Source organism: Lysinibacillus sp. fkY74-1, from assembly GCF_053165895.1.
In genome coordinates, this window is record NZ_CP170173.1 from 2618468 (window position 1) to 2632019 (window position 13552).

The 13552-nt window shown below is 37.9% G+C and carries 15 protein-coding genes; 7 read left to right on the plus strand and 8 right to left on the minus strand.

The genetic code is table 11. The features are described 5' to 3' along the window. Positions 1–8 precede the first annotated feature (8 nt). Together ACE1MS_RS12840 and ACE1MS_RS12845 are read right to left on the minus strand one after the other, a co-directional pair. Positions 9–1460: a M56 family metallopeptidase gene (locus ACE1MS_RS12840; RefSeq protein WP_197150199.1), complete on the minus strand. Its 1452-nt coding sequence runs from the start codon at positions 1458–1460 to the stop codon at positions 9–11. Next, positions 1457–1819, minus strand: a complete 363-nt coding sequence (locus ACE1MS_RS12845) for a BlaI/MecI/CopY family transcriptional regulator (RefSeq protein ID WP_012294791.1) — start codon at positions 1817–1819, stop codon at positions 1457–1459. The genes ACE1MS_RS12840 and ACE1MS_RS12845 overlap by 4 nt, the downstream gene beginning before the upstream one ends. A 307-nt stretch (positions 1820–2126) precedes the next feature. Here ACE1MS_RS12845 and ACE1MS_RS12850 point away from each other — a divergent pair, with 307 nt between their 5' ends. The 3 genes from ACE1MS_RS12850 to ACE1MS_RS12860 all read left to right on the plus strand — a co-directional run bounded on the left by ACE1MS_RS12850 (position 2127) and on the right by ACE1MS_RS12860 (position 4171). Further along, positions 2127–2993, plus strand: a complete 867-nt coding sequence (locus tag ACE1MS_RS12850; protein WP_198696165.1) for an effector binding domain-containing protein — start codon at positions 2127–2129, stop codon at positions 2991–2993. Positions 2994–3009: 16 nt separating this feature from the next. After that, on the plus strand, positions 3010–3591 hold the full coding sequence (locus ACE1MS_RS12855) for a GNAT family N-acetyltransferase (RefSeq protein WP_012294793.1): 582 nt from the start codon (positions 3010–3012) through the stop codon (positions 3589–3591). A 142-nt stretch (positions 3592–3733) separates the two neighbouring features. After that, positions 3734–4171 carry a hypothetical protein gene (locus ACE1MS_RS12860; RefSeq protein ID WP_036163927.1) on the plus strand — a complete coding sequence of 146 codons (438 nt, stop codon included), beginning with the start codon at positions 3734–3736 and terminating at the stop codon, positions 4169–4171. A 264-nt stretch (positions 4172–4435) separates the two neighbouring features. On the opposite strand, the gene ACE1MS_RS12865 is transcribed toward ACE1MS_RS12860, so the two are convergent. Next, positions 4436–5281, minus strand: coding sequence for an alpha/beta fold hydrolase (locus ACE1MS_RS12865; protein ID WP_012294795.1), 846 nt, complete (start codon positions 5279–5281; stop codon positions 4436–4438). Between the two features lie 191 nt (positions 5282–5472). On the opposite strand from ACE1MS_RS12865, the gene ACE1MS_RS12870 reads away from it, so the two are divergent. Together ACE1MS_RS12870 and ACE1MS_RS12875 are read left to right on the plus strand one after the other, a co-directional pair. Next, a complete protein-coding gene (locus ACE1MS_RS12870; protein ID WP_036216653.1) occupies positions 5473–5907 on the plus strand; it encodes an SMI1/KNR4 family protein in 435 nt (144 codons plus the stop codon). Positions 5908–5949: 42 nt separating this feature from the next. Then, positions 5950–6435 (plus strand): tetratricopeptide repeat protein, encoded by a 486-nt coding sequence (locus ACE1MS_RS12875; RefSeq protein ID WP_031417886.1) that lies wholly within the window; start codon positions 5950–5952, stop codon positions 6433–6435. A 38-nt stretch (positions 6436–6473) separates the two neighbouring features. Here the strand turns inward: ACE1MS_RS12875 and ACE1MS_RS12880 are convergent, their stop codons facing one another. The 5 genes from ACE1MS_RS12880 to ACE1MS_RS12900 all read right to left on the minus strand — a co-directional run bounded on the left by ACE1MS_RS12880 (position 6474) and on the right by ACE1MS_RS12900 (position 11156). Then, complete coding sequence (locus ACE1MS_RS12880) at positions 6474–6683, minus strand: DUF3955 domain-containing protein (RefSeq protein WP_418936740.1); 210 nt, start codon at positions 6681–6683, stop codon at positions 6474–6476. Positions 6684–7041: 358 nt separating this feature from the next. Then, positions 7042–8085 carry a phosphotransferase family protein gene (locus tag ACE1MS_RS12885; RefSeq protein ID WP_197150191.1) on the minus strand — a complete coding sequence of 348 codons (1044 nt, stop codon included), beginning with the start codon at positions 8083–8085 and terminating at the stop codon, positions 7042–7044. 12 nt (positions 8086–8097) lie between these two features. After that, positions 8098–8874, minus strand: a complete 777-nt coding sequence (locus tag ACE1MS_RS12890; protein ID WP_012294800.1) for an SDR family oxidoreductase — start codon at positions 8872–8874, stop codon at positions 8098–8100. Next, complete coding sequence (locus tag ACE1MS_RS12895; protein ID WP_289448884.1) at positions 8871–10106, minus strand: acyl-CoA dehydrogenase family protein; 1236 nt, start codon at positions 10104–10106, stop codon at positions 8871–8873. The genes ACE1MS_RS12890 and ACE1MS_RS12895 overlap by 4 nt, the downstream gene beginning before the upstream one ends. 156 nt (positions 10107–10262) lie before the next feature. Continuing rightward, entirely contained in the window at positions 10263–11156 is an 894-nt protein-coding gene (locus ACE1MS_RS12900; RefSeq protein WP_447402390.1) for a LysR family transcriptional regulator, read from the minus strand. Positions 11157–11296: 140 nt separating this feature from the next. On the opposite strand from ACE1MS_RS12900, the gene hutG reads away from it, so the two are divergent. Further along, positions 11297–12265 (plus strand): formimidoylglutamase, encoded by a 969-nt coding sequence (hutG, locus tag ACE1MS_RS12905; RefSeq protein WP_447402391.1) that lies wholly within the window; start codon positions 11297–11299, stop codon positions 12263–12265. After that, positions 12262–13446 (plus strand): sodium/glutamate symporter, encoded by a 1185-nt coding sequence (gltS, locus tag ACE1MS_RS12910; protein WP_012294804.1) that lies wholly within the window; start codon positions 12262–12264, stop codon positions 13444–13446. The genes hutG and gltS overlap by 4 nt, the downstream gene beginning before the upstream one ends. Positions 13447–13552: the final 106 nt, after the last annotated feature.

Here is a 13552-nt window from a genome sequence, read left to right on the forward strand (position 1 = left end):
AAAAACATTTAAGGGGTGTTATTGGTTTCGCTAAATGAAAGGCTTTCTAAACGATCAATCAATTGTCGGAGACCTGTTTCATCAGTGGCATAATGCCTGACATCCTCTCCCAATAGTTTGTCCGCCTGTTCTCTTGTAAACGTAAAGGTATTAACTATTCCATCGTTTTGGTGTGGGCTGTCAACAATCGAATAGGTTATAATATCGACGTTATCAATTATACTTAAGAGGAGAATGGAATTACGATAATAAATTTCATTATTTATTTCCCCCTTATCTATCCCGGGAACAGAATCATTCATTATATAATTGACAGTTACCTCATAAGGCTGAGCTGTTGTTTGAAGTGCCATCCCGTTCCATTCAAGACCTGTCGGTTCGGGCATTCCACTGAGAAGACCGCCTACCTTACTAGCGTTACCTACATAAAGAGTTTTGTTCTCCATTAGCTTTTCTAAATTATATCCAGAATATAATGACTGCAAGGGTCCCTGCTGCAAAGGCTTGGGATTGGCTGTACATCCTACAACTAAAGTTGCAATAACGAGTATATAAGCTGCAATCATCCTTTTAGAAGGTTGGCGGTAAGTAAGAATGTTTTGAATTCTTGCCTTCACATTGCTCTCTCCAAAAGCAATTGGACTACCGGTTAGTCCCCCCTTTTTACTAACAGAAAGTGTAAGCAATGAGGTTGAATAGCTTCCTTTAATCTGATGCCCCATTTTGTTAACAACACTTTCATCGCAGGACATCTCCATATCTTTACTCATAAGAGCATAAGATAACCACATTAGCGGATTAAACCAATGAATGATGAGGAGCATAAATGCAAAAGGTTTTATCAGATAATCACGTCTCATAATATGAATCTTCTCGTGTAGTAAAATGTAAGACAGCTCATGATCACTCATGCCGATTGGGATATATATTTTCGGTTTCAGGAAACCGCAAACAAAGGGTGTGTCAATCTGATCTGTCTCATATATATTATCCTTGACAAGTGTTGCCGTTCGGACCTTAACTAATATTTTCAAATACGACAGAATGCTAAAAAGCAAAAGAATGACTATACCTGTAATCCAAATTAAACTTCCAATCCACACGATGATTTGCATGGGGTTTGCGCTTGCCATCGGGGTAGCCACTGGATAGGATGAGTTTATAAAATAGCTTATCTCCTTAATTCCAATATCCACAACTGGATTTTTTTGCATCCCGATTTCTTGGGGTACAAATTCCATGAAACCTGTGCCAGTTTTCTTTTGGAAATCTACAAGACCTAATACACTTAAACTTGAGGTAAAACTAACAGGGGTGATCAGTCGGATGGCTACGGCTACCCATAGAATATAAGAAAATATTTTAGGAGCTCTTGTCAAAAGAAATCTCACCAAGATAACCGCAAGTGCAACAAAGCTTGCGGTTATGCTCATATTAAGGATTACTAGAAACAGGTTCATGATTTAGCTGCCTCCTCAATAATCCGTTTCAACTCTTCGGCTTCCTCATTAGAAATGCCCTTTCCACCTAGAAAAGCAGTTAGAAACTGCGGTAAGGATCCATTGAAGGACTTTTCAACAACCATCTGACTTTCGTATTTCTGTGCGTCCTCTTTTTTAACAATGGATGTGACCGTTGCTTCCTCATTTTTAAGGACTCCCCGTTTACATAACTTTCTTAAAACAGTATAAGTTGTTGATTTCTTCCAGCCAAGTACTGCTTGGCTTAGCTTTACAAGATCAGTAGAATTAATAGGTTCGTTATCCCAAATCAGGCATGTAAATTTATATTCGGCATCGAACAATTTATACGGCTCCATTCTGACCACCACCCTCCTGTTAAGTTTATTGAGATAAACCTCTTGTTGATTAGTTTATCGTAATAAACCCATATTGTCTATAAACTGAAGCGTTTAACTTTACTCCTTTTTATAATACGGAATTTTTATACCATGTAACGAAACTCATTGTAATGATGAAGGCTTTAATTGACAGTGGCACACCCATTAAAGATGTGCAAAATAACTCCTAAAGAAACATAGGTCCACTATAATGTAAAAATTAGCACAAATTATCAAGAAATATTTCCCTTTAAATAGTACGATGAGAATGAGAAAGGATGATCGTATGGATTATTTTGAAAGAATTCAAAACGCTATAGAATATATAGAGGATAACCTACAAGAAAAAATGTCGATCACAAATATTTCTTCGCAATCGTATTTTTCAGCCTTCCATTTTCAGCGACTGTTTCAGGCGATAACTGGATTTTCTGTACAGCAATATATTCGCAATAGAAGGCTTTCAGAAGCGGCCGTTCTATTAATAACAACCTCCCAATCTATACTCGAAATAGCGATTAGCTTTGAATACGGTTCTCAAGAAGCATTTACACGAGCATTTGTTCAGTACTTTGGGATAACACCGACTAAGTACAGAAAGAATACCTATTCTATTCCATTGCAAAATAAAATAAACTTTTTAGATTATAAAATAGATGGTGAACTTCCAATGCAAAAACCTACAATCGTACATTTAGGAAAAAAGTTAATCACCGGCTATGTCTATCCAACATCCTTACAAGATGAGAGGTATTATGAAGAAATCCCAGGCTTTTATCATGATTTTGGTCGTCAACAATATTATGACTGTATTGCACAAAAAGTGGCCCCTAATGTGGCATATGGAATCTCTACAAGCTTTCACGAGGATGGTCAGTTTTCCTTTATTGTTGGTGAGGAAGTCCAAGCATTTGAGGAGCGTGTTCAGCAAGGATTTACCCATTTAGAATTACCCGCTGGTCAATATGCAGAATTTATCTTGAATAGTAGTGCAGAAGGTATTCAGAATACAAGACGTTACATTTACGGGGTATGGTTGCCGAATTCCAATTATGATAGAGATATGGGTCCTGATTTTGAAATAACAGATGTCATGCAATCTATCTATCCATATAATCTGAAAATGAAAATTTACATTCCAATTAAAGGCTAAGAAAGGAGCCAAAAAAATGATGATTGAAAAGGTTTTTACTCAATTCCCTTTGCTACATACGACTAGTCTAACATTAAAGAAAATAGAAGCGTCTCATGTGGAAGATTTGTTTGCCATCTATGATAATAATAAGGTTTTCGAGTTTTGTGGTATTATTCCAAAACACAACCTTCAAACCGTTCAAAAAATGATTGGGCATTTCGAAAGAGACTTTAAGAAGAAAAGTAGAATAAAATGGGGTATTTTTGAAGCGTCCCATAGTAATAAATTAGTGGGTATTATTGAAGCTATGGACTTTAATCAGAAAGTAAATATGGTGACAATTGGATATTACTTAGCAGAAGATTTTTGGGGAAAAGGCATTGCTACGAAGGCAGTTGAAATGGTCGTGAATTATCTTATAGAGGAGGTTCAGGTAAATCGAATTCAAGCTGAAGTCATGCCATTAAATGAACCTTCGAAAAAAGTACTACTAAAGAATGGCTTTATCAATGAAGGTTTATTACGACAAGCAACATTATGGTCTGGCAAAGGCGTTGTTGATCTAGAAATATATGGACTACTGAAAGAAGATTATGTAAGTCATTCAAAAAACTAGACTCTATTTAGGAGTCTAGTTTTTTCTTTTAAATGACAGTTAGATGGACATATTACCAGCTCAAGATAGCTCTTTTACATAGATTAGAAATAGAAGATTGGCGCAGGAATTAACATTCAAACCATAAAGGAGCGTTTCAAGAATGGATGAAAATCGATATTTAACAAGATTGGATAGAGATTTAGATAATTATCATAAATTTTCTAAATGCTATTGTGAATCGAAGAACTATTGCACAGGTCACTATTACGGCATAGATGAAATGGCTGAAGATGATTCTTATCGCATCAAGTATTATAATAGTTCTCAAGACAGAAAAAAACAGTTGGAAAACCACATAAGAAGCAAGGATAAAAAACATTGTGAAGGCTGTGTTTGTAGTCAATTAGAACGTTTGGACCCAGGGACATTAGTAGATATCTATCTTTCTGATGGCCATTGTTTTTGTGGTATTTACTTTCTCTATCTCGATCCACATAGCTGCTGTGCGTATTTCCTTCAAATCGATGACACCGCTAAACCGGTAATTATTGACTGCCAGCAAGTGAATGCCCTAAGCAAAACTAATACAGGTAGCTAATGCATGGGCTCTTCCCTTTTGGAAGCAGCCTTTTTGTCTGATGATTCGTCATGAGTTTTCCCTACTTGTATTCGATAGTCATCCCGGACGAGAGTACGTCTACAACGAATAGTCAAAATCACCTACCTAACCAGAGGGAATAGGCGACGAAAACTCAAACAAGATTTTTGAAAGATTTTCATCGTTAATGGCTCCCTCTTTCTACATAAGAAAGAGCAGTAGGATAACATATAAATGTTACCCACTGCTCTAAGTTTTAAAAAATTACCCTTCGTTTATCCAATTAATGAGCTGTTTATCAAAAAACTCGGGCTCTTCAAACATAGGGTTATGACCACTTTTTTCAAATATAACTTTCTTTACTTGAGAAGTATCATCTATCGCGTCCCATAGTGAAACAGGGGCAACTAAAAAATCATACATCCCTAGTCCGACAAAAACGGGTTTGCTAAATGATCGAGTTAGGTGTAAAAGATCCTGCTCAGCAAAGGCTTTTCCCCAAAGATAATCGATCACTTCCATATTCGTATAAACGCCTTCCCACATGGCAGTAGCATTGTACGAATAATCATAGAAACTATGTGCACCCATACGAATACACATATGAACAAAACGTCGTTCCGGTTCCTTCTTTAGATCTTGCGCTAAGAAAGCAATCTCCCGTTCAAATTGTTTTTTTCGCGCAATACTGGCAGTGGCTTCAAAATAGGACAGACTTTGCTGTTGTCTTTCTTGGCTATTCGTTGTAGCTGTATTTAATAGAATCACCTTCCGAACATGTTGAGGGTATGTGTTGGCATACGCCATCGCCATAAATGCATGACCTGAGTGCCCTAAAATAATGAAATGCTCTAACTTTAACAATTGTCGGGCTTGTTCAATATCGTCGACTATTTTCTCCAAGGTATAATCTTCTTGTTTTAAACGACGAGGAGGCTTCACAAATCCACGATGATCTAAAAAAATAAGCTGAAAATGCTGGGAAAGGTTTTCTGAGAACAGTCGTGGATAATATACACTGCTCCCTACGACTAAAATAGGCTCACCCTGCCCTTTTATATAATAATGTAATTCAAATCCATCACAAATAATCTTTTGTTCACTTTTCATTTTTTTTCCTCTTTTCTTATTAATCTATCACTCCCTTTCCTCTTTGCATTCCCGTGTCTTTTCCATCGAACGCTCCAGCATTCTATTCACCTCATGTATTTTTCTTTCACACAAACAATACCATTACTACTGGTTTCTAGCAAATTATTGATTATATAATGAAGGAAGCATCTACTAAAGGGTGGGAGGAAATGAAAGAAAGTCTATTAGAACGTTTGAAGGTATTTCTACTCAATATGGAACACCACACATTATTAGGCGAACCAGCTAGTGAAGAGGAAACTATCTGTGCTCAACAGATGCTCAGTGTACAATTCCATAAGGATTACGTGCAGTTCATTAAAATGTTTGGGGGAGCCTATGCAGGATTAGCAATTCATGCTTTTTCTAATGGTTCCAGTATAGGAAATGAAACAGTCATCGATTTAGCGCTGGCATTTCGTCAACAATTCAGTGATGTCCTTTCTCCAAATAGCCTGGACACTAGCTATGTCATTTCAATGGATGGTGGAGGGAATCCCATTTTTATGGACTCATCTGGAAAGTTTTTCTTTTGTGATCATGGTACAATCCTATTATTAGCTGATTCTTTCGAGCAGCTGATCGAAGAAAATTTTTTTGAATGATAACCTATTTAATGCAATACATTACAAACAAGGGGATTAATAATGGATAAACAATTAGAGCAAGTACTAACATTGAGAGAGAATGGCCAGCTGGAGGAAGCCAACCAATTAATGGTGAAGTTGGTCAATGAAAAACCTGAAAGTGCTTATTACCAATTTCAATGTGCCTGGACCTACGATTCTTTAGGACAAGAAAAAGAAGCTGTTCCCCACTATGAAAAAGCCATTCAATTAGGATTAGAACCGGATATTCTATTGGATGCCTATCTAGGTTTAGGTAGCACGTATCGGACATTGGGGCTGTACGAACAAGCAAAACGGACATTGGAACAAGCGATCCACGAATTTCCTGAAGCAGAGCATGTCAAGGTTTTTTATGCTATGACACTTTATAATCTTGGTGAACATGCAAAATCTATGGAAACATTATTAAATACTTTAGTCATCACAACCAACCATCAAGGTATTATAGATTACAAAAAAGCTATTCATTATTACAGCAACAAGCTCGATCAAACATGGTCTTAACAAAAAAACAGGCTTCTATGAAAAGCCTGTTTTTAGCGTTATTTTGCGACATTTTGTGTTTTTAATGTTGAAAAAAAGATCAGTGTTAGTATGCCACTAAAGAAAAATAAATAGCTCAACGGGATTAAAAAGAAGTTCTTCTCCACAATTACTCCGTTTGTCAGTACCTCATCCCCAATAATTCCTTTTATAAATAAGCATAAAACACCTACCATCACAGGAATGGTAGCTAAAAAATATTTCTTCATCATGTCTTCCTCCAAATAATTTAATTATTGTATGTGATTGTTATCAAACATATTTTTTGATTTGCTATAGTTATAATACTTATCATCACATCTTAAGTCAATATTTTTTTATTGAAAAACAATAAATTGTTATTGTTTTTATTCCCTACTCATTCTTTCGCAAAAAGATAGAATATATGATAAAATAAGAACATACATTCCACCTCTCTTAAATTATTTTTACGTGTGTACGTTTTGTTAGTTGAGTAATTTTTGTGCGAGTGATACTTACTAACAATATTATAATGTCGGATAATCTGTTAAAAGATTTTTAAAAAAACAGCTACTCCAATAAAAAAAGTAACTGTTTTTCCAACGATTAAATAGAAGCCGAAGCTTGTTGTATTAAGGCAGCGACCATTTTATCCATTTGAGCGAAGCGATCATCCTGTGTTTGCCCTTTGGCATAGCGATAATAGATTTGCTGACAAATGACGGCTAATTTGAAATAAGCGAATGTACAATAATACTGAATGTCTGAAATATCTCTCCCACTTTTTTCAGCATAACGTTCCATAAATTGCTGACGAGAATAAAATCCTGGCAAAACCGTAACGGGTGGGTCGCCTAGTGCATGTAATAGCATTATTGGATCATCCGCTTGCATCCAATAACTCATCGCGACACCTACATCAGCTAGTGGATCCCCTACTGTGGTCATTTCCCAATCAAATAAACCAATCATGTCGGAATAGTCCTCAGAGAACATAGCATTATTCAATTTATAGTCATAATGAATAATGGTTGCCTCCTTATTAAGAGGAATATGTTTTTTTAACCAGTCTGTCAAAGCTTTTACTTCAGCATACTCTGCTGTTTTAGCTTTTTCATAGCGCTCGATCCAACCATGTACCTGTCGTTCCATAAATCCGTCAGGCTTCACCATATCTTTTAGCGGCGTGTCTTCATATGGAATTGCATGAAGTGCTACTAATGAGTCAACCATCTTTTCAGACAGCTGACGGGCTAGTTCCTCAGTCGGTTTTATTCCTTTTGGAAAATAGGTGTCGAGGACGATACCTTTTTTGCGCTCCATTAAAAAAAAATCGCTACCAATGATGTCTCGGTCCTCAATATAAACATAAGGTTTTGGAACCGCAGGTAAAAATGGATGCAATGCCGATAAAATTGTAAATTCCCGCTGCATATCGTGGGCCTTCTTAGCAACTGGGCCAAGTGGCGGTCTACGAAGGACCACTTCAAAATCAGCTATTTTCAAGCAATATGTTAAATTGGAATGACCAGCACTAAATTGTGAAATTTCCAATTGACCCTGTGGTAGTTCAGAAAAATGGCTTTCTAAAAAAGCGTGCAATTTGACTGCATCTAGTCGTTCACTTGACCTTACTTGCATTGTATCCATCTTATCCCTCCCTTAAATAATGGCACTCATGCCCCCATCAACAACAACGACGTCCCCTGTCACATAATCTGATGCCGCTGATGCTAGAAATAACGCCACACCCTTTAAATCATTTTCGGAGCCAAGTCTTTTTAAAGGTGTAGCACCCATCAAATAATCTTGACCTCGTTCAATTAATACATTGGACATTTTGGTTGGAAAAAAACCCGGTGCAATGGCATTGACATGTACACCATAAGGTCCCCATTTGACAGCTAAATCCTTCGTTAATGTTATAACAGCACCTTTGCTTGCATTATAGGCAACGGTATCCATAAACGCAGGTAGAGTACCACCAAGCCCTGCGATGGAAGCAATATTAATAATTTTCCCGGTTTTCTGCTCTACCATCCTTTTGCCTACTGCTTGGCTCATTAGAAATGTTCCATTCACATTGACATCAAATACTTTTTGCCAGGCTTCATAAGGCATATCGATAGCAGGAGTTCCCCATGAGGCACCACTGTTATTGACTAAAATATCAATTTTACCGAACGTAGTCATCGTTTGCGCCACAACATTTGCAATATCCTCTGGTTTTGTCACATCACAGGCTAACGCTAATGTTTGAACCCCTAACTTTTCAAGAGCTGTCGCAACCTCCTCACAGGCTTCCACTTTTCGCGAGCATAAGACAACATTGGCTCCAGCCTCTGCAAAGCCTTGGGCAATTTGCGCACCGAGTCCTCGTCCCCCTCCTGTCACAATGGCTGTTTTCCCCTGTAAGCTAAATAATTCCAATACAGTCATTTCACCAGCTCCTTATGTTTATTCGCATGCTTTTTTAACTCTAGTTTGGCAACTGTATTACGATGTACTTCATCTGGTCCATCTGCTAATCGTAATGTTCGAGAGTTTGCCCACTGTGCAGCAAGTATTGTATCAGGCCCTACACCAGCAGCTCCAAATGCTTGAATCGCTCTGTCTATAACTCTCAATGCCATATTCGGTGCAACAACCTTAATCATGGCAATTTCTGCTTTTGCCTCTTTATTGCCCACCGTGTCCATCATATAAGCAGCCTTTAAAGTCAAAAGTCTTGCTTGCTCAATATCAATACGGGACTCAGCAATTCGTTCACGCATCACTCCTTGATCTGCTAGAGGTCTGTGAAATGCATGACGCTCCTGTACACGAACACACATTTCCTCTAATGCCCGTTCCGCTGCGCCAATAAGACGCATGCAATGATGAATTCTTCCTGGGCCTAAGCGACCTTGAGCAATGGCAAAGCCTTTTCCCTCTCCCCATAAAATATGGTCTATGGGTACGCGTACATTCGTAAAGGTAACCTCTCCATGTCCCTCTGGTGCATGATCATAGCCAAAAGCCGTTAACATGCGCTCCACTTTTACTCCTGGCGTATCCATTGGTACTAGAATCATAGATTGTTGCTCATGAATAGGGGCTGTTGAATCTTTATGTTTACCCATAAAAATAGCTACTTTACAGCGTGGGTCACCAGCACCTGTTGTCCACCATTTATGACCATTTAAAATATATTCATCACCATCTCGTTCAATACTTGCCTCAATATTCGTGGCATCACTCGATGCAACTGCAGGTTCAGTCATCGCAAAGCAGGATCGGATTTCCCCATGTAATAACGGTTCAAGCCACTGCTTTTTTTGTTGTGTGGAACCATAGCGAACTAGTACCTCCATATTACCTGTATCTGGTGCATTACAATTAAACACTTCTGGTGCCAATAGTGAACGTCCCATAATTTCACATAATGGAGCGTACTCTAGATTGGTTAAACCCGCTCCGTATTCACTATCTGGTAAAAATAAATTCCATAAACCTGCCTCCTGCGCTTTCTGCTTTAGCTCATCCATAATGGGTGGAATCGCTCCCCAACGATCCTCCATCGCCTCGATTTGTGCAGCATAAACGGCCTCATTCGGATAGATGTATTGCTCCATAAAATTCGTCAGCTTGTCCTGTAACTTCACAACTTTTTCACTATAGGAAAAATTCATTGGAAGAAACCCCCTTTGCTTGAACTCCGAAAAAATGAATGATTGTTCATTTTATTCTTACATTAAATGTTACCGCTATTTTTCTAGTAAATCAATTCCATTTCATGAATTTTCTAATTAAAAGGAAAATTTCATGTATATAGCAATTGGATTAGTTTACATTGTTTTCGTTTCAAAAAATTGCAGTACATCTTTCAGTAATTGACGGATAGCAAATGGTAAATGGCGATTTTTTAAGTACACCAAATAAACATTCCGACATAGATTCGCTCCTTCAATTTCCTTTTTAACAATGGTTTTAGCTGTCGGGCCTTGTAAATAGTTTTCTGGTAAGATGGTTATCCCTAAATTTTCTCTGACAAGAGATACAGCCGTTTCAAAGCGTTCAATTTCAAATTGAATATCAATGCTCTTCCCTGCTTGTTCAAAAGTATTCAAAATATCACGTCTTGTTTGAAATCCTTCTGTACTTATAATAAAAGGCTCTGCACTAATATCTGAAATCGATAAAGTCTCTTTCTTCGCTAATGGATGATGTAGGGGTAAAACAGCTACTAAACGCTCCTCATATAAGGTCTTAACTTCAAGCTCAGGATCATCCATCAGCTGATTGGTAATAATTAAATGCGTTTTATAGCTTTTCAAGGATTTTTTCACACGCTTACTGCCTAAAATATCCACTAAATGGATCATCATTTGCGGATAGTCTTTTTTATAGTTGGCAATTACTTTAGGGAGCCAATGCTTGATTGATTCCATCACACCAATCGTAATTTCACTCGTGCCATGTACAACGACTTCATCCATTTCTTTTTTTAGCACTTCCATATTTTTCACAATAACTTTTGCACGTTCAAATAGCACCTCACCAGCTCCCGTCAACTGCAGATTCCTAGTATTTCTGTCTAATAAGGGGGAGCCAATCTCATGTTCTAATTTTTTGATGGCATTACTTAAGGAAGGCTGCGAAATATGCAGTCTTTCTGCGGCTTTCGAGAAATTCATATGCTCTGAAACAGCGATAAAATATTGTAGTTGTTTAATATCCAATACGGTGATCCTCCCTCATTTATAGTTTAAAGCTATAGATTGATATTAATTATATATTAGTAATTATAATTATGTGAATATATAATGAATTACAACAATATTTTTTCTACAATAATATTTGCAATGGGGATGATAAGATTATGTACACAATGACAGATCAAAAACAATGGAAAGGCCGTATAGATTCTACAACAAATAGAAGCAGTTTCCGTTTACATCAACAAGTCAAACGAATCGCGATGAATGATGTAAGCGCTTCAGATAAGAAAGATGCTGCAATAATTGGCTTTATTTGCGATGAGGGTGTACGTCGAAATCAAGGTCGAGTAGGAGCAGCAAATGGACCAAACGCACTACGTGAAGGACTATCTAGTTTACCGTGGACGTTTGAGGAGGAGCAACAAATCATTGATGTAGGGAACATCATTTGTCTCAATCACGCACTAGAGGAGGCACAGCGAGAGCTTGGTGATGTTGTTAGCACTCTCCTACAAAAGAAATTACAATGTGTTGTGCTGGGTGGTGGTCACGAAACACTGTACGGTCATTATTTAGGTGTTCGTGCGGCATTACCAAAGGACGCAAAAATCGGCATTATCAATATCGATGCTCATTTTGATTTACGACCATATGACGAGCAGCCTTCTTCTGGTACAATGTTCCGTCAAATTTTAGAGCAAGATCCACATGTCGATTATTTTGTTGTTGGCATACAACGCTATGGCAATACAAAAGAGCTATTCGAAAAAGCAGATGAGCTACAAGTGAAGTATGTAATAGAAGATGACATGACATCAGCGGCCAATATTCAGCCGTTAATGGATGATTTACAGCATTATATGGATCAACACGATTATGTGCTTTTAACATTATGTATGGATGTTTTAAACGCAGCAGCAGCACCAGGCGTAAGTGCACCTTCACCGTTTGGACTTGAACCGACAACTGTGCGTACGATTCTTCAAAAAGTGACTTCGCATCCACATACACACTCTTTTGATATTTGCGAGGTTAATCCATCATTAGATGAAAACGGACGAACGGTTAAATTAGGTGCCTATTTTGTCTATGAAGCACTGAACAACTTACTTGGGGGGCAAGGTTTATGATCGAAATTAATCAAATTACAACGGTGTTTCTAGCCGTAGCACTCTTTGCATTAGGCGGCTTTCTCATTAATAAAATTGGTTTTTTAAAACGATTTTGTATTCCAGCACCAGTGGTCGGTGGCTTACTGTTTGCTGCACTAGCGACCATTTTAAAGACTACTGGAACTTTAGAAATTTCACTGGATACATCATTACAAAGCTTGTTTATGATCACGTTTTTCACAACCATCGGCTTAGGAGCAAGCTTTAAGCTTGTTAAGCTTGGCGGAAAATTACTTATTATATACTGGCTAGCGTGTGGCTTCCTTGCCCTCATGCAAAATGTAATTGGTGTTTCTCTGGCATCATTAATGGGGATTCATCCTCTGATTGGTATGATGGCTGGTGCCGTGTCTATGGAAGGCGGTCATGGTGCCGCAGCTGCATTTGGACAAACATTAGAAGATTTAGGCATTTCCTCAGCGATGACAATTGGTGCCGCAGCTGCAACTTGTGGTTTAGTGGCTGGTGGTTTAATTGGTGGTCCAATCGTTAAATATTTAGTTGGAAAATACAATTTAACACCCGATGAACAAGAAGCTGAAGAAATCGAATATGAAAATAAACATGAACAAATTACATCTGATTCATTCTTTACTCAAGTTTTATTAATTACGTTCTGTATGGCTGTCGGTACTTATGTTGGAACATTATTCTCAGAAGCGACAGGCTTCGTTCTGCCAGGCTATGTAGGGGCTATGTTTGTAGCTGTCTTAGTCCGCAATATTATGGACAAATTTAAACCTGAAGCAATCAATATGAAGAGTATCTCATTAATTGGCGATGTGACATTAGGTGTTTTCCTTTCAATGGCACTGATGAGTATTAAATTATGGGAAATTGCTGATTTAGCGCTTCCATTATTTATCATCGTCTTTGCGCAAGTATTCTTTATTGTTGTATTCAGTACCTTCGTCTTGTTTAAATTACTCGGCAAAAACTACGATGCGGCCGTGATGGTTGCCGGTTTCGCAGGGCATGGACTAGGCGCAACGCCGAATGCCATGGCCAATATGTCAGCCGTTGTCTCACGCTTCGGTCCTTCTAAAAAAGCATTTCTCGTTGTACCAATTGTAGGCGCCTTTTTAATCGACGTGTTTGGTATTCCTATTATTATTACAACTATTAATTTATTTAAATAAATAAAAGCCGTGCTTTGTCTCTAAAAGACTAGTACGGCTTTTTCCATTATGGTAAGGTCACTACTCCAGTTCCACTCAAAATTCATTGAAAGAATTCACCCAACAA